The sequence below is a fragment of the Streptomyces sp. So13.3 genome, assembly GCF_005860785.2.
GTDB classification, from domain to species: Bacteria; Actinomycetota; Actinomycetes; order Streptomycetales; family Streptomycetaceae; genus Actinacidiphila; species Actinacidiphila fildesensis.
This window is the reverse complement of record NZ_CP048835.1, coordinates 183,723-199,881: the sequence shown is the minus strand read 5'-3', so window position 1 is coordinate 199,881 and position 16,159 is coordinate 183,723. Positions and strand designations below refer to the sequence as shown.

Sequence of the window (16,159 nt, the reverse complement as noted above, 5' to 3'; positions counted from 1 at the left end):
GTTGGGTGGACGTTTCCGCGAGGGCACCGTGCTCCTCGTCGACCGGCATCGACGGTAGGGCCGGGCGCCCGCGCCCGGCCCTAGCCTGCTGACCGCCGCCCGTCGCGTCGCCCGCACCCGCGCTCGTGCCCCCGGCGGGTTGTCAGGACCGTCGGGGGCACGGCGGCCGGGTCAGGGGTGGGTGTGTCAGAGGCGGGTGCTGAGCAGCAATGGGCGGGGGAACTGTTCCTTGGGTGAGGTCAGGGAGCCGCTGACGGTCACTTCCCGTCCGGCGGCGGAGATTTTCCAGGGCGAGTACGCCGTCCCGTCCGTCCCGGCGGGGAACCCCAGCGACGTCACACGGGTGCCGGCGACCCGCAGTGCGTAGCCGTTCTCGCGGTCGTGGGTCATGCCGACAGCGACGATGCCGTCACGTGTGGCGGCCGCGCCCGTCAGCGGGCCGGCGTCGGCGGGGCGGTCCAGGGGTGTCCATGTGCGGCCGTTCCAGTGCATGGTCAGCGCGTGGCCGCGGTCGTCCTCGTCCAGGAGGGTGCGGCCCACCGCCCACACATCGTGCGGGCCCTTGGCGATGACGTCGTTGAACTCGCCGTACAGGCCGCCGTAGGGCGGAGTCGGCAGTGCTGTCCAGGAGCGCCCGTCGTAGTGCAGGACGACGGGCCGGTCGTCGTCGCCGTAGCCGCTGCCGACGGCCCAGATGTCGTTCGGGCCGGATGCCGCGATCGCGTTGAGGCCCCAGTTCGCGTACTGCTTGGGCAGGGGCACGCGGTGCCAGGTGTGTCCGTCCCAGTGTTCGACGAGGCCCTCGGAATGGTCGATGATCTGGGTCGGGCCGCCGTCCGGGTCGGGGATCCGTTCGTCGAGGACCTGGGCCCAGCCCGCCGCCCACACGTTGTCCGGCGTGAGGGCGTCGACGCCCAGCAGGCCACCGCTGATCGTGTCCTGGGGCACGGGCGCCGGTTCGACGCGCCAGGTGTGCCCGTTCCAGTGCTGTGTCATGACGGGATCGCCCTCGCGGTCGGTGTCGCCGACCAGCCACCCGTCGCGGGCCGAGGTCGCCGCCAGGGCGTTGACACGGCCGAGCGCTCCGGGCGCGGTCGGCATGGCGGTCCAGGGCCCGTCGGTGCGGTCGTCGTGCGTGTAGACGACGGGGTGGAACGAGCCGCTGCCGTCCTCGTCGCCGAGCCGGAAGCCGGCCGTCCACGTGGTGTGTGCGTCAGGTCGGATCGAACCGCTCAGGACGGTGTCGCCGTCCGGCAGTTCGGCCGCGCTCCAGCGCGGCGCGGCGGCGGGGGCCGCTGCGGCGGTCGCGGGTAGCCCCCCGCCGATGACGAGCGCGGATACCGCGCCGATGAGCAGAGTTCGGACTTGTATGCCGACAGCCACGTCGTAACCCCCCAGGCTCGGGGTGCGGCACCCCGTTGCTCTTATGACGTCCCAGCCGACGGCGGATGTTTCATCCTGCGTCAGGTCGGCGCCCGGGTGACGCGGAAGCGGGGTCTGCCGCACGACCGTCCGGCCGGCCTCGCTGTGTATCGGGCCGCGCCGGTCAGGCGTAGTGGTGGATCGTGCCGTGGAAGGTGGGGGGCGGCCTTCGCCGTGCTGGACGAAGGTGGCGGCGAGGGCGTCGATATGGCCCGCCGCGTCGGTTCCGAGCCTGGTGACGGTTGAAGGTGTCGGTGCTCGTGGTGCAGCCGCGCCCGTCACCGGTCGCAGCTCGGCTTCCGCCGCCCCCACGGCCCCACCGTCTCGGCTGTCCGGCGCCGTTTTGCGTCTGTGCCCGGCTGTAGCACGCCGCGGGCGGCCGCCGGCCAGCTGCACCTCGGCCCGCGCACCTCGGCCGCCGTGCCGGCTGCTGCGCTCCGGCCGCGTCCCCTCCGGCCTGCCGCCGTCCGGCCGCTGCCGCTCGTGGGTACTTCTGCCGGCGCCGTGGAGAACTCCTGGGCCACGGACTTCGGTTCCGCCGGTGCGGGCGGTTCCGCCGGTGCGGGCGGTGCGGGCGCCGAAGGGCCGGCGCGGGTGCGAGAGCCCTCTCGGTGCTCCGCAGCGACGGCGACGGTCGTCGTTGTGGCTGGTGTGCACGGGGGCTGTTTGTCAGGGTTGTTGGAGGGCGTTGGTGACGAGCTCGCGCGCGTAGTGGGTGGTGAGGTTGTCGGGGCGGAAGAGGATGCGGTACATGATCGGTGCCACGATGCGGTCGATGACCAGTTCGGTATCGGGTGCCCGTTCCCCGCGTAGTGCCGCGCGGTTGAGGACGGTGTCGATCTGCTGGGCGGCGTAGACCGAGCAGCGGCCGGCGTTGCTGCCGTCGGGGTCGCCGAGCAGGGCGTCCCGGATGTAGGCGCGTCCGGGGGGAGATGCCATTTCGTCGAGGAACTGCTCGGCCCAGGCGTCGAGGTCGGCGCGAAGGCTGCCCAGGTCGGCGGGGTCGGTTTCCGGGCGCAGCCGTTCGACAGCGACGTCGGACAGGAGTTCTTGCAGGTCGCCCCAGCGGCGGTAGATCGTGGAGGGCGTCACGCCGGCCCGGGTGGCCACCATCGGGACGGTCAGCCCTTCGCGGCCCACCTCGCTGACGAGGTCACGCACCGCGGTGTGGACGGACTGCTGTACGCGGGCGCTGCGCCCGCCGGGGCGGGTCATGGGCTGGGGGCTCATACCATCCACCTTAATGCGAATCCGTCGCTTCTAGGGCGTGTGTGGGGTTGTGATCAAGGCTGTGATTCGAGGTGTCGGATCCAGAGGAGGCCGGCACATAATTCGAGTCCGGCCTGGTAGCTTTCGGGTTTTTTGTCGTAGCGGACGGCGAGGCCGCGCCAGTCCTTGATCTTGTTGATGGTGCGTTCGACGCTGTTGCGGAGCTTGTACAGCTGCTTGTCCCAGGTGACGGGCCGCCCGCCGCGTGAGCCGCGGTTCTTGCGGTGGGCGGCCTGATCCTTCTTCTCGGGGATGACCGCTTTGATCCGACGTTTACGCAGGTGGGAACGGTTCTTGCGGGACGAGTACGCCTTGTCGCCCGCGACTGCGTCGGGCCGGGTGCGGGGTCGACCGACTGGGCCGGGGACGCGGATCTTGTTCAGGACGGGGATGAACTGCGGACTGTCCCCGGCTTGCCCCCCGCGGTGATCTTGAGGGAGAGGGGCAGGCACTGCGGCACGCAGGACAGGTGCGTCTTGGTGGTCAGTCCGCCGCGGGAACGCCCCAGGTCAGCGGCGGCGAGCCGGGCCTTGCGGCGACGCCTCACCCGTCGTCGTTCCTCCCGCTCCGGGTCCGGTTGTCCGTCTTGTTCCTGGCTGGTGCCCCTTTTTCTGCGGCGGCCTTCTCCAACGCGTCCAGGATCTCGGGCTCCACGATCATCCCGGCAGCATCGTGATGGGCCCGGACCGTAGTCGAGTCCACGCTGACCAGCGACAAGTCCACCAAGCCCCGCTTCGCCGCCTCGGCGATCGCACCCTGGAACACCGCGGTGAACACCCCGGCATCCCGCCACTGTCGAAACCGGCCGTAAACGGTCGACCAGTGCCCGAACCGTTCGGGCAACTCCCGCCATTTCGCCCCGTTCCTGAACCGCCACACGACGCCCTCGAAGTGCGCCCGCAGGTTCTCCGGGTACGGCCCGTACTCACCGACCGGCAGGAACGGAGAGACGAACTCCCACTCAGCATCCGAAAGTTGAGGTCGAGACACCCCACCGTTCTACCCCAAAGCCCCCGCCCCTACCGCCCGGGGACCCACGAGATCACAACCCCACACACGCCCTAGTACTGCAACGGCGTTTGGCGTGACTGGTGGCCAGGACAGTCGTTGATCTGACTATGGGTGGGGAACTGGGTGATGTCAGGTCGTGGGCGGCGGGTCTGGGTGAGTTGCACGAGCGGTTCGTCCACCGATTCGCCCGGTCGGAGCCCCGGGAGTCGGCACTGGCGTATATGCAGGGGCTGATCGCTCCGCTCGAGCGGAAGAACGGCTGGACGCTCGCGGAGGAGGCCGGCCACGCGGCCCCCGATCGCATGCACCGGCTGCTGAACCGGTGCGACTGGGACGCCGACGAAGTCCTCGACGATGTCCGCGACTACGTCGTGGAACATCTCGGCGACCCGGAAGCGGTGCTGATCGTGGACGACACCGGGTTCCTGAAAAGGGCGTCCGCTCGGCCGGAGTCCAGCGCCAATACTCCGGAACCGCCGGCCGAACAGAAAATTGTCAGGTGGGCGTCTTCCTCGCCTATGCCGCCGCCCGCGGTCGCACGCTGATCGACCGCCGCCTGTATCTGCCCACGTCATGGACCGATGACCGGGAACGCTGCCGGGCCGCGGGGATCGAGGACACGGTCGCCTTCGAGACGAAAGTGGTGACCGCCAAGGCCATGGTCCGCCGGGCGATCACCGAGAAGATCCCCTTCCGGTGGGTGACCGCGGACGCCGCCTACGGCTTCTCCAAAGGCTGGCGGACCGAACTCGAGCAGGCTGATGTCTTCCACGTCATGGCCACCACCCGCCACGACACCGTCGTGACCCGATGGGCGATGGACCACCCGGTTCACGACCTGTTTCCCGGACTGTCCCGGCAGAAGTGGAAACGCCGTTCCTGCGGCAACGGCGCCCACGGCCCCCGCGCGTCTACGACTGGGCCAGAGTGGAAGTCCGCCCGTGGCACCGCGAGGACCGCCGGCACTGGGTCATCGCCCGCCGCAGCGTCAGCCGACCGCAGGAGATCTCCTACTACATCGCCTACTGCCCCGCCGAGACCACCCTCGACGAGCTGATCCACGTCGCCAGCAGCCGGTGGGCCGTCGAGGAGTGCTTCCAGACCGCCAAGCAGGAATGCGGCCTGGACGACTACCAGGTCCGCCGCTACCCCGGCTGGCACCGCCACATCACCCTCGCCATGGCCGCCCACGCCTGCCTGACCGTCCTGCGCGCCCGCGCGCTCGACACAGAGAAAGCAGAAACGGATCCTCCCAGCTCATCGCCCTGACCCTCCCCGAAATCCGGCGCCTGACCACCCGCCTGACCCGGCCCCGCGCCCACCTCACCGACCACATCCTGCACTGGTCACACTGGCGCCGACGACGACAATTCCAAGCCCGCATCAGCCACTACAAACGACGCGGCCACACACCACCAGAAACTGCACACACATCAGAGCAAAGACCGTTGCAGTACTAGCCGTCGGGGACCGGGCCGGGCTCTTCGGCCGCGGCACCAGCGGCGAGGGATGTGATGTCGAACTGCTTCAACTCCGTGGTGTCCAACAGCAGTTGCTCGATGCCGTGCTCGACACCGGGACACCGGTCGTGCTCACCCTCCTGGCCGGGCGCCCCTATGCGCTCGGCCGCGCGGTGACAGAGGCGGCCGGCATCGTGCAGTGCTTCTTCCCCGGTGAAGCCGGCTCCCGCGCCCTCGCCGGTGTGCTCAGCGGACGGGTCAATCCCTCGGGGAAACTGCCCGTCAGTGTGCCCCGTCGCCCCGCAGTACAACCCTCCACCTATCTCGCGGCCCGACTGGCCCAGGCCGGTGAGGTGTCCAGCACCGATCCGACTGCGGCCTATGGATTCGGCCATGGTTTGACCTACCTACACCCACTTCACCTACTCCGGACTCGACATCGTGGAAGGCAGCGCCAGTACCGACGGCGCGTTCCGGTTCGACTTCAGCCTGACCAACGCGGGCGACCGCGAGGGAACCGAAGTCGTCCAGATCTACCTGCACGACCCGGTGGCTTCGGTCGCACAACCGGTGAAACGCCTGGTCGCATACCGGCGAGTCCCCCTCGCCCCGGGCCAACTGGTGCGCATTCGCGTCGCTGTTCCCGCCGACCTGGCATCCTTCACCGGACGCGCGGGCCATCGCCTGGTCGAACCCGGCGCGCTGGTACTGCATATCGCCGCATCCAGCACCGACACCCGACTGAGCGTCCCTCTCACGCTGACCGGCCCGGTCCGTCCCCTCGACCACACGCGCCGCCTGCACGCGACGTTCACGATGGCCTGACCATGGAACGCCCCGACCGGCGCATCCCGCCACCACGACAGGCCGGTCGGCGGCGGTGGACGAGCGGAAGGTGGCCGGCAGAGCCATGAGGCGGCCTCCGCATACTCGCTCGGCACGGCGCCAACGCTGTCATCGTGCCCCTGCCCTTGACCCTGCGCTCGGCTCAGGCGCACCTGGCGGTCGGGTGCGGATCCTCTGAAGTGACCGCCGAGATCAAGCGGTTAGGTGGTAGTTCTGCTGCCCGCGCCGTCGTGAGCACTGCGGGGCCAGCACGCCGGAGGGCTCTCAGCGGAACGTGGAAGCTGCGTTGATGCGGCCGGGCGGATACCTGCGGATCCCAGGCGGCCTCAGCAAACCGTTCCATCAGCGGTTCCGGCTCAGTGGCGATCGACCGATGGCTCGCCGCGTTGCCGTGAGACGCGGTTGTCCGTCCGTGCCGCGCTCGCACTCCGCGCTGCGTACCGGCGACTGCTCGAATGCCTGCAGACACCGGGCGAGTTGCCGGTAGCCGCCGGCGTTGGGGTGCAGGGACTGTGAGACCAGATCGGGGCCGATGCCGTGGCTGAGGGCGGACACGTCCAGGAACAGGCCCCACGAGAGCTCACCGCCGTGGGTGATGCCGGGTGAGCAGACCTGACCGCCTTGCAAGGCCGCCGACAGTCCCAGGAACCGTACGCCGCTCACGTTGGCCGCCGCCCTTTCCAGGTACTGCGAGAGCATCGGGAACGCCACGTCGTGCACCCAGGCGAAGTCAGCGTCCTGGAACGGGCAGCCCTGCAGGCCGCGCTGTGCGCTGGAGTAGCGGGAGAGCCCGCTGGAGGGCGAAGGGTAGGACTGCAGGACGAGGTCGTAGGCTTCGTCGTCGTAGCCCGTTTGTCGCATCACGGTGCGGATGTCGCGCAGGTCCTTCTCGATCCGCGGTTCCATGGCCGACAGCCGCCCGGGAAGCAGGGTGTTCCACGCGCGGGAGCACGGCGGCCCCGGTACGAGGTAGGCGCTGGCACAGGTGATCGTCAATCCGGCTGCGGGGATGTCGTTGGCACCGACGTTCAGCACGATGGTGCGTATGTCGTAGGTGCGAGCCGCGGTCCTGAGCTGTTCTGCCTGCGGTGGTTTGCCGTAGCGGCCGGTGCCGCCGATACGGACGTCATCCGTGGTGGCGCCGGAGCAGGCCAGGTTCACCGCGACGCCCAGCCCCGCCGGCTTGGCCTGCGGCACCTGGGCGTTGGGTGACCGATGGCAGTAACTGCCGAACGGCGGCAGGCCCGGCTCGTAGGCGCCGCCTCCCTCACCGGCGGTCAGGCTGTCGCCCATGGCGACGATCGCGGCCGGACGTTCCGATGGGCCGTCGGCCGCGGCGGGTGCGGGCGCGCACAGCGCGGCGGCGGCGAGAGCTCCCGCGGTGAGCACGGCGAACAGGCGCCGAGGACGACCAGCGTGATCGCGTGAAGTGGTGGGCACTTGGGCTCTTTCCTCTTCCGGTGGTCGGTGAAGTGAGCGACGGTGACCCCCCGCGTGGGAGTCCGGGACGCTACCTGCCCGTGTTCGGAGGCCGACAGGGCGGAATGCGGACACACCGATGAGTCTCGGAAGTGCGTCCGTCGCAGTGGCTGGAAACCTGTCCGTCCCGGCTGGCTGGGCGATGGCTCTGAGCAACTGCGAGCGAGCCGGCAGCCGTCAGGGCCCCGACACCGGCCGCGGCCGACCGCGGGCCGGGGTGGAACCATCAGCTACCCCTGCCCGTGCCACCGGACCGCAGCGGCTCCGGCGAAGTCCCCGGCGTGGGCGAACCCGCCCAGCACCACGAGACTGCCGTCCTTGACGTGCCCGGAGCGGATGGCGTGGTCCAGGGTGACCGGGATGGCGGCTCCGAACAGGTTGCCGCATCGGTCGAAGGTGTCCGGGTGCCGGTCGGGGGCCAGTTCCAGCGCGTCCCGCCAGTTCCGCAGAAAGGTCCGGTTGGGTTGATTGGTCACCAGCACGTCGATCTCGGTCGTGGCTTTCCCGAGCCGTCCGCACAGGGTGGTGACGACCTGTGGAACGAGCCGGTTGCCGCGGGCCAGCACCTGCGAGAGGCCGGCCTCGGTGAACCCGATCCGCAACGCCGACGGCCCGGGTTCCCAGTACCTGCGGCCGTCGTCCCGCACCATTGTCATGTCTCCCGCGTACTCGCCGACGTGCAGGGTTTCCACGCCGAGTAGCGGGGCAGCGTGTGATGTTGTCAGATATCCCACGCCGCACCCGTCGCCGGGGACCGCTGCCTGGGCGAGCCCGCGCACCTCGGACCGGGTGAAGAGCCGGCCGGCAGCGCTCTGCGCGTTGCAGACCAGAGCGGACCTGGCATCCGTGGTGGCGAGGATCTGCCGGGCCAGTCCGAGCATGAAGACGAAGGACGCGCAGCCGGCGTTGGCCACGTCGATCAGCCACTCGGGATGCAGACCCAACCTGCGTGCCACCTCCGTGCCGGCCCCCACGAACGGCATGTCCGGCAGTTGACTGTGCACCAGGAGGACGTCCACGGACCGGATCTCGTCCCGGCCGTGCCGCTCGATCAGCGGAAGTACCGCACGCTCGACCATGTCGACGTTGGTCTCGTCGGCGGCCACGTGGTGGCGCATTGGCGGGATCCGGAACATCGGGTTGTCGCGGAGGGTGTCCTGCGCGCCCTGGTAGCCGGTGTAGAACTCGGCGGGAACCGGCTCACCGGGCAGGTAGCCGGCGACGTCGATGAGGCTCACCGTCGTCACCGGGTCACCGTCCTGCCCGGCGCCACGCTGACCCGCAGGCCGCCTCGGTGCCGGTGCTCCAGGATCGCTGTGAGGTTCGCCATCTCCACGGTGTGGCCGGCGTAGAACAGGTCCCAGTAGTCGCCCACCCATGGCCGGTCCGCGCTGGGCGCGAGGTCGGGGCGCGGGTTGTCGTCGTAGGACGGGTGCCGGCAGTTGGTCCAGGTGATCACCGAACCCGGCTTGTCGAGCACCAACTGTGCGGGCAGGACACGCATCAGGTAGATCATCCAGAGCTTGTCGCCCTGGTCCCAGGCACAGTGGTAGTCGACGGTCATGGCCTCGGGGTTGGCCACCACCGTGCAGTAGATTCGGGTGTCCTGCGCCAGCAGGTCCCAGCCGGCCCACAGCCCCGGGGTCTCGGTCGGCGCGAAGCCGCGCAGGCTGAAGGTCCACTCCTCCAGGTGGTGTCCCTGGCTCAGGTACTCGTAGGTCTGCTCCGGCGGGCAGTCGGCGTAAGCCTGGATGGTGCAGTACTGCCCGTAGACCTGTTGGTGTTGGTGGACCGCAGGGGTCATCTCCAGGCATCGGGCGGCCATCTGCTCGGTACTGGTGTTCTCCACCCGTATCAGTCCGGGGACATCAGCCAACATGGACCGGTCCGCGTTCATCTGCAGTCTCCTCAGTGTCGTTCGGCTTGCCACCAGGGGCGGTCAGGAAGGGAAGGAACGGTGGGATTTCGCGGCGGTCGACATCGACGGCGACGAATGCCGGACCGTCGCCGGTGTTGCTCCGCAGCAGCTCCTGGCGCAGCTGCGCCGCGTTGCGGGCCCGGGTCACGTCGAGAGTCGGGAACATCGCGCCGACGCCGGCGGCGATGTCGGACGAGAGGAACACGTTGTCCTCGCGGGCGCCGCCTTGGAACAGGTGCTCGCGCGTGACGCACATTCCGTGCGCGTTGTTGTTGAGGATCACGAAGGTGACGGGCACGGCGTATTCCACCGCGGTGTGCACTTCCATCCCATGCATGAAGAACGCCCCGTCCCCGGCGAGCACGTAGGTGCGCCGCCCGGTGGCCAGCGCGGCGCCGATGCCGGCGCCGAAGGTGTAGCCCATACCGCCCATGCCGACCGCGACCACGAAGCGGCCATGCCGTGGGGCGGGCAGAAGGTGGATCGCGCCGGCTCCCGTGTTGCCGGCATCCACGAAGACATGCGCGTCCTGCGGCAACGCCGCAGCTATTGCGGCGAACGCATCGGCGTGGGACGTGCTGCCACTGTTGGCCGGCGGCAGTGGCAGCGGCAGTGGCAGCCGGGTGGGGCCCATGTGCGCGGGGCAGGCGCGCGCAGCCGGTTCCAGCCGCCGGGTCAGTGCGCGCAGTGTGTCGCGCACACTGCCGTGCAGCGCGATGCCCGGCACGAACGGCGATTCTGGGTCGACGCAGATCAGTGGGGTGTCTGCCAGCGCCCGGTCCAATCCGCCACGCGCCATTGCCGGCAGCCGGGTACCCACCAGGACACACGCCTCGGCCCGCCGCAGACAGTCCTCGACGCTCGGATGTCCCATCACCCCGGCCACTCCGACGAACCGGGGATCGTGGTTGTCGTACACGTCCTTGGCGTCCGGGGTGACCGCTACCCAGGCGCCGAGCCGCCTCGCCACCTCGCAAAGCTCGGCCCGCGCGCCGGCCGCGGCCACCCCTTCACCCGCGATCAGCAACACGCGGTCCGCGCCCCGCAGCACGGCCGCCGCACGGTCCAGGGCCGCGGCCTCCGGCAGCGCCGCCGGCGGGGTGTGCGCCGCCACGCGCGGCCCGGGAACCGTGACAAGCGCCTGCTGTACGTCCTTGGGCAGAAGCAACACCGCCGGCCCCTTGGGATCCGTCCGCGCCACCGCGACCGCCCGCGCCAACAATGAGATGATGGAGTCCGGTTCGACGACCCGGGCGCAGAAGCGAGTGACGGACCCGAACAGCTCGAGCGCATCGAGGGAGCCCGCCTGACCGCTGGAGTCCTGGAACGCTCCCCGACCGGCGAGAACGGTCGGCGGTTCCCCCACCAACGCCAGCACCGGAACCCGAGAGGCGTACGCCTCCGCCAGCCCGGGCACCAGGTTCATCGCACCGCCGCCCGAGGTGGCCGCGACGACGCCCAGACGTGTTGTGGCACGGGCGTACCCGTCGGCCATGGTGGCAGCGGAGAACTCGTGCTTCGCCACGATGCCGCGGACGGATTCCGTCGCGCCATGGACGGCCTCGTACAGGTCCTCGATGTTCGCACCACCTACGCCGAACATGTACGTGACACCCATCCGGCCCAACTCCGCGGCAAGGTAGTCGACGAGGCGCACTCGGGCTGTCATACCGCGCTCCTCTCGGCCCGGTCCGGCTCGACCATGAGACCTGACGGCGAAATGGCCTGGAATCGCTGTCGGTACTCGCCCGGGGTGGGCCCCACCGCACGGCCGAACGAGCGGCAGAAGGTCTCGGCGTTCGGGAAGCCGCAGCGGCGGGCGACGTGGCCTACCGGCAGATCGGTGGTCTCGAGCAGTTCGCGGGCCCGCGCGATACGCATCCGCGTCACGTACTGGCCAGGCGTCGTGCCCACCTCACGCAGGAAGACGCGGGCGAAGTTCCGGGGACTCATGTTGGCCCGCTGCGCGAGCTCGGAGACCGGCAGCCGACGTTCGAGGCCGGACAGAACCCACTCCTGCGCGGCCCGCACCGGCGCCCGGTCGGCCAGCTGAGCGTCCAGAATCGCGCTGAACTGCGGCTGCCCGCCGTGCCGTTTGAAGAACAGGACCAGGTACCGGGCTATCTCCAGTGCGATCACCGCCCCGTGATCGGCCTCCACCAGTGCCAGGGCCATGTCGATACCGGTGGACACCCCGGCGGAGGTCACGTACCGGCCGTCCCAGACGAATATCGGTCCCGGATCCACCGTCACCTGCGGATATCGACGGGCCATCTCCTCGCAGTACGCCCAGTGGGTGGTGGCGCGCCGCCCGTCCAACAGCCCCGCCTCGGCCAGCAGGAATGCTCCTCCGCACACCGACGCGACCCGCCGGGACCGGGCGGCGGCCTGCCCGATCCATGAGATCAGCGCCCGGTCCGCCAACGCCTCCTTCAACCCCGAGCCACCGGGGACCAGAAGGGTGTCGATCGGGCCTTCGCCAGCGTCCAGTGGCTCGGCCTGGATCACCATTCCCGAGGAGGTGCACACCATAGGAGCGTGGGCGGAGACGCACTCGATCCGGTAGCCCGTCCCCGGCTCGGCCAACAGCCGGTTGAGGGTGTCGAACACCTCGATCGGACCGGCGATGTCCAGCGCTTGGACCCCGGAATAGACAACCACCACAACACGTCGCATCAGCACGGTCACAGCCTGTATCCGCCGCGGGGACGGCCGCAATGACAGTCTGTTGACGGATCCTGCCAGGCTCACCGAGATAACCCGGCGCGACGCCGCTGAACAGGAAACTGACGAAGCTTCAGTCGGCAACGGGTGAGACAGGTCACGCCCGTGGAGGACTCTGCCGCGGAGTCCCCAAGGACTTGCGAGGAATCAAACACGCAGCTTCCGGCCGCGGTGGCTCATTGCAGTGCATCGCGGGAAGCCGAGCGAGCCGTCCGTAGCGGCTGCGCCACGCGCTCGACCGCGAACGCCGGCAGGGCGTGCGGGAGATGTCCGCCGGGGGGAGCCGAGACCCACCCGCGCCGTAGCGACGACCGCCACAACCCGCTGGGACGGTGACGCGTTCATCCGCGGCCTGCCGTACGCGCTGCCGGGCGCCACCGTCGCACTGCACGAATCCGCAGCAGGACCGGCCCCGCCGTCGGTGCGTATCCTCCGGGCTCCGTCGCTGGGCCCGTCACTGCCCCGGGCCCGTGCCGCGTCCGCCCGCTCCCATCACCCGCGTGTGGGAAGACGCTCTGCCCGCCAGCCTCAACCCACGACCCCGGCCACCGGTCCTTCATGCTCGCGAGCCGTCCCGGCTCGGGCCGGCGCCAGCGGCACCCGGTCCAGCTCCAGCCAGGACTCGAACCCGGACAATATCCGCCAGGTTTGATGCACATCCGCCAGCCCCCGCGCGTCGAGCGGGGTGAGGCGCTGAAGTACTTCGAGGAGGTCAACAACGCGGCGCGCGCCGCGGGTGTCACCACCGCCCTGTGGGACCCCTTCTCCTACCTGAACCGTGCCACCATGCAGTGGCGCGACCCGGCCCTGTTCGCCTGGATCAAGTCGAGCTGGACCACCCGTTCGGGAACCGCATCCTTCGACAAGGTCTACGTACCGAAGTCGAGCCCCATCGCGGCCCAGACGCTTACGCTGAACCTGAACGGCACCGCCTTCCGGGGCCTGTGGCAAGGCAGCACCCAGCTCCTGGCGGGACGTGACTACACGGTCTCCGGCAGCCGCCTCACCCCCACGACCACGGCACTGACGCGGCTGACCGGCAACCGGGCCTACGGGGTCAACTCGACGCTCCAGGCGCGGTTCTCCCGCGGTCTGCCCTGGAGCATCGACATCGTCACCAACGACGCTCCGGTGCTCTCCAACTCCACTGGTACGGCCGACGTTTTCACCATTCCCACGCAGTACCGCGGTGACGCGCTGGCGGGTATGGAAGCCACGTACGCCGACGGCAGCAACGCCGGCCCGATCTCCCGGAACCCGTACCAGGAGTTCAACCAGGCGTTCTCGCCCGACTATCCGGGCGGCACCACCATCCTCACCCCCGCCTTCCTGGCCGCGCTGCACGACAACGCACCAGTGAAGCTGACCTTCCATTACTACAGCGGCGCCACCGTCACGTACCACGTGACCAAGTCCGGTGGTTCGGTCACCGGCACGACATCCTGACCGAACGGCCCCTCGCCCTGGTTGCCCGGCTCCGCCGGGCAACCAGCCTTTTCCGCGCCCGAAACGTTTTAGCGAAACGGAAAACTGGATGGTGAAACACAGCAACCTCCCGTTGGTCGGCGGCAACTTCACAGGGAGACACCGCCCGATCTTCCAGAACGGATGAGCAATGAAGAACAAGCAGGCCCCACAGCACCGCCGCCGCAGACTGCGGCTGACCGTGGGGGTGCCGCTGGCGGCGGTCGTCGCGAGCGCGCTCACGTACGGCACGGTCTTCGGAACGTTCGGAGACGACGCCACGCCCAAGGCGTCCGCGGCGGCAGCGCCGGTTCCCGCCAACGCGATGGCGGCCGTAGCCGCGATGCAGCCGGGCTGGAACCTGGGCAACAGTCTCGACGCCGTCCCCAATGAGACGGCGTGGGGCCAGCCCCGTACCTCAAAGTCCCTGGTGGACAAGGTCCGCGCCCAGGGCTTCAACAGCATTCGCGTCCCCGTGACGTGGAGCGACCACCAGGGAGCGGCACCGAACTACACCATCGACCCGGCGTACATCAGCAGGGTCAAGGAGGTGATCGACTGGTCGATCGACGACGGCCTCTATGTGGTCCTCGACGTCCATCATGACTCATGGCAATGGACGAAGGCCATGTCCACCGATCACGACAAGGTGTTGTCCCGCTTCAACTCCACCTGGACCCAGATCTCCGCCGCCTTCAAGAACGAGCCCGCGAAGCTCGTCTTCGAGAGCATCAACGAGCCCCAATTCGACAACGCCGACGCCACCCGGAAGGCTGGTCTGCTCAACGAGTTGAACACCTCCTTCGACCAGATCGTGCGCGCATCGGGTGGGAACAACAAGAGCCGTCTGCTCATGCTGCCCACCGAAGGCTGCACGCCCGACCAGGCGCTGATGAACAACCTGGCCACCGAGATCAAGTCTCTGCACGACGCGAGACTGATCGCCACCGTGCACTATTACGGCTACTGGCCGTTCAGTGTGAACCTCGCAGGCTCCACCCGCTTCGATGCCATGGCCCAAGGCGACCTGGACAAGGCGTTCCAGCGGATGCATAACACCTTCGTCGCCCAAGGCATCCCCGTCATCCTCGGCGAGTACGGTCTGCTCGGCGACGACCACGGCCCCGGCGGTGTGGAACGCGGCGAGATGCTGAAGTACTTCGAGGCGCTCGGCCACGCGTCCCGCACCAGCAAGGTCACCACCGTCCTGTGGGACAACGGGTCGCTCTTCGACCGCAGCCGTCTCCAGTGGAAGGATGCCGGGCTGTTCCGTCAGATCAAGTCGAGTTGGGCGACGCGCTCGGCAACGGCAGCTTCGGACAACGTCTTTGTGCCGAAGTCCGGTCCGGTCAAGGCCCACACGCTCACCCTGGACCTGAACGGCACCACCTTCAAGGCTCTCAAGCAGGGCACCACCAAGCTGGTCAACGGCAAGGATTACACCCTCTCCGGTAGCCGGCTCACCCTGAAGGCGGCCACACTCACCCGGCTGGTCGGCCAGCGCGCCGATGGCGTCAATGCGACGCTCCAGGCCGAGTTCTCCCAAGGCGTGCCCTGGCGGATCCAGGTGATCACCTACGGCACCCCGGTGCAGTCGGCCACGACCGGAGCGGCCGATGCGTTCCGGATCCCCACCCAGTTCCGCGGGGACGTGCTGGCGACGATGAGCGCCACGTACGCCGACGGCAGAAACGCCGGCCCGACCGACTGGACGCCGTACCAGCAGTTCAACGCCGCTTTCGTGCCCGACTACGCGAAGCAGGTCATCCGTCTCACTCCTGCCTTCCTCGACGCGGTGAAGGCCGATGCGCGCGTGACGGTCACCTTCCACTTCTGGAGCGGCGCCAAGGTGACGTACTACGTGACGAAGTCGGGATCCACCGTGACCGGCAAGACCTCCTGAAGGCAGGCTGGGGCCGGCGCCTGCGCGTGGTTCACTCCGGCTTCGGCGGAGCCGTGGCCACGACCGTGCCCGGTGCCTCTTCGAAGGGAGAAGCCCTGGGGCGACAAGGACAGACGCCAGGAAGACATCCATACGGTGGCGGATCGCCGTCGCGTCGCTGGCTATCGGGTTGGTCATGTTCACGGCCGCCGCCTGCGGAGGGTCGTCCTCAGTAGGCTCGGACGACGCCTCCGCGGCTGCTGGTGTGTACACGGTCTGGGACCCGTACCGGCAGTTCGACGGCGCGTCGGACTGGGGGCAGGCTGCCATTCGGTGCGGCGCCAGGCTGGAGTGAAGATCAAGCGCACGGCCTACACCGTGGGCAAGCAGCTCATGGTCTACGGCAACACGTGCCTGGACGCCTCGGGCCAGGGAACCGGTAACGGTACCGCGGTGGTGATCTGGGACTGCAACGGACAGGCGAGCCAACAGTGGAACATCAAGTCCGATGGCACGATCACAGGGGTGCAGTCGGGACTGTGCCTTGACGCCAGTGGTGCAGGTGCCGCCAACGGAACCAAGATCCAGCTGTGGAACTCCTCCGGCGGAAAGCGAACCAGCGGTGGAGCGCGCAGAACTGACACGGAATTCGGGGCTGGGGCTGGGGCAGCGGCGGGGCCCCGG

At 69.1% G+C, this 16,159-nt stretch carries 10 protein-coding genes and 5 pseudogenes; 7 read left to right on the top strand and 8 right to left on the bottom strand.

Annotation, left to right across the window (positions count from 1 at the left end; all coding sequences use genetic code 11):
- Nucleotides 1–186: 186 nt before the first annotated feature.
- From C8250_RS00950 to C8250_RS00940, 3 genes and pseudogenes are all read right to left on the bottom strand, one after another.
- Nucleotides 187–1,383, bottom strand: coding sequence for a hypothetical protein (locus C8250_RS00950; RefSeq protein ID WP_138351637.1), 1,197 nt, complete (start codon nt 1,381–1,383; stop codon nt 187–189).
- 708 nt (nt 1,384–2,091) lie between these two features.
- A complete protein-coding gene (locus tag C8250_RS00945) occupies nt 2,092–2,652 on the bottom strand; it encodes a TetR/AcrR family transcriptional regulator (protein WP_138351636.1) in 561 nt (186 codons plus the stop codon).
- A gap of 53 nt (nt 2,653–2,705) precedes the next feature.
- Nucleotides 2,706–3,681, bottom strand: a pseudogene (locus tag C8250_RS00940) (IS5 family transposase).
- A gap of 128 nt (nt 3,682–3,809) precedes the next feature.
- On the opposite strand from C8250_RS00940, the gene C8250_RS43185 reads away from it, so the two are divergent.
- The 4 genes and pseudogenes from C8250_RS43185 to C8250_RS00930 all read left to right on the top strand — a co-directional run.
- Entirely contained in the window at nt 3,810–4,247 is a 438-nt protein-coding gene (locus tag C8250_RS43185) for a transposase (protein WP_346268795.1), read from the top strand.
- A pseudogene (locus C8250_RS43180) lies at nt 4,187–4,555 on the top strand (transposase); the annotation flags it as partial. The gene C8250_RS43185 and the pseudogene C8250_RS43180, both read left to right, overlap by 61 nt.
- 74 nt (nt 4,556–4,629) lie before the next feature.
- A complete protein-coding gene (locus C8250_RS43175; protein ID WP_244808930.1) occupies nt 4,630–4,971 on the top strand; it encodes a transposase in 342 nt (113 codons plus the stop codon).
- Nucleotides 4,972–5,161: 190 nt separating this feature from the next.
- Nucleotides 5,162–5,987 (top strand): annotated as a pseudogene (locus C8250_RS00930) (glycoside hydrolase family 3 C-terminal domain-containing protein); the annotation flags it as partial.
- A gap of 363 nt (nt 5,988–6,350) precedes the next feature.
- Here C8250_RS00930 and C8250_RS00925 read toward each other — a convergent pair.
- The 5 genes from C8250_RS00925 to C8250_RS00905 form a co-directional block, all read right to left on the bottom strand.
- Nucleotides 6,351–7,397, bottom strand: a complete 1,047-nt coding sequence (locus tag C8250_RS00925; RefSeq protein ID WP_138357016.1) for a GDSL-type esterase/lipase family protein — start codon at nt 7,395–7,397, stop codon at nt 6,351–6,353.
- Nucleotides 7,398–7,717: 320 nt separating this feature from the next.
- Nucleotides 7,718–8,734 carry a ketoacyl-ACP synthase III family protein gene (locus C8250_RS00920; protein WP_138357017.1) on the bottom strand — a complete coding sequence of 339 codons (1,017 nt, stop codon included), beginning with the start codon at nt 8,732–8,734 and terminating at the stop codon, nt 7,718–7,720.
- Nucleotides 8,731–9,384, bottom strand: a complete 654-nt coding sequence (locus C8250_RS00915) for an SRPBCC family protein (RefSeq protein ID WP_138357018.1) — start codon at nt 9,382–9,384, stop codon at nt 8,731–8,733. The genes C8250_RS00920 and C8250_RS00915 overlap by 4 nt, the downstream gene beginning before the upstream one ends.
- Nucleotides 9,356–11,074, bottom strand: a complete 1,719-nt coding sequence (locus C8250_RS00910) for a thiamine pyrophosphate-binding protein (RefSeq protein WP_138357019.1) — start codon at nt 11,072–11,074, stop codon at nt 9,356–9,358. The genes C8250_RS00915 and C8250_RS00910 overlap by 29 nt, the downstream gene beginning before the upstream one ends.
- On the bottom strand, nt 11,071–12,081 hold the full coding sequence (locus tag C8250_RS00905; RefSeq protein ID WP_198359397.1) for a GlxA family transcriptional regulator: 1,011 nt from the start codon (nt 12,079–12,081) through the stop codon (nt 11,071–11,073). Before C8250_RS00905 ends, C8250_RS00910 begins: the two co-directional genes overlap by 4 nt.
- Nucleotides 12,082–12,795: 714 nt before the next feature.
- Here C8250_RS00905 and C8250_RS00900 point away from each other — a divergent pair.
- The 3 genes and pseudogenes from C8250_RS00900 to C8250_RS00890 all read left to right on the top strand — a co-directional run.
- Nucleotides 12,796–13,575 (top strand): annotated as a pseudogene (locus C8250_RS00900) (X2-like carbohydrate binding domain-containing protein); the annotation flags it as partial.
- A 169-nt stretch (nt 13,576–13,744) separates the two neighbouring features.
- Entirely contained in the window at nt 13,745–15,496 is a 1,752-nt protein-coding gene (locus C8250_RS00895) for a cellulase family glycosylhydrolase (RefSeq protein WP_138357021.1), read from the top strand.
- A 351-nt stretch (nt 15,497–15,847) separates the two neighbouring features.
- Nucleotides 15,848–16,116, top strand: a pseudogene (locus tag C8250_RS00890) (RICIN domain-containing protein); the annotation flags it as partial.
- Nucleotides 16,117–16,159: the final 43 nt, after the last annotated feature.

Coding starts and splice junctions, on each gene's coding strand:
- C8250_RS00945 (WP_138351636.1), bottom strand. CDS start 2,652: ATGAGCCCCCAGCCCATGACCCGCCCCGGCGGGCGCAGCGCCCGCGTA.
- C8250_RS00910 (WP_138357019.1), bottom strand. CDS start 11,074: ATGACAGCCCGAGTGCGCCTCGTCGACTACCTTGCCGCGGAGTTGGGC.
- C8250_RS00895 (WP_138357021.1), top strand. CDS start 13,745: ATGAAGAACAAGCAGGCCCCACAGCACCGCCGCCGCAGACTGCGGCTG.
- C8250_RS43185 (WP_346268795.1), top strand. CDS start 3,810: ATGGGTGGGGAACTGGGTGATGTCAGGTCGTGGGCGGCGGGTCTGGGT.
- C8250_RS00905 (WP_198359397.1), bottom strand. CDS start 12,081: ATGCGACGTGTTGTGGTGGTTGTCTATTCCGGGGTCCAAGCGCTGGAC.
- C8250_RS00915 (WP_138357018.1), bottom strand. CDS start 9,384: ATGAACGCGGACCGGTCCATGTTGGCTGATGTCCCCGGACTGATACGG.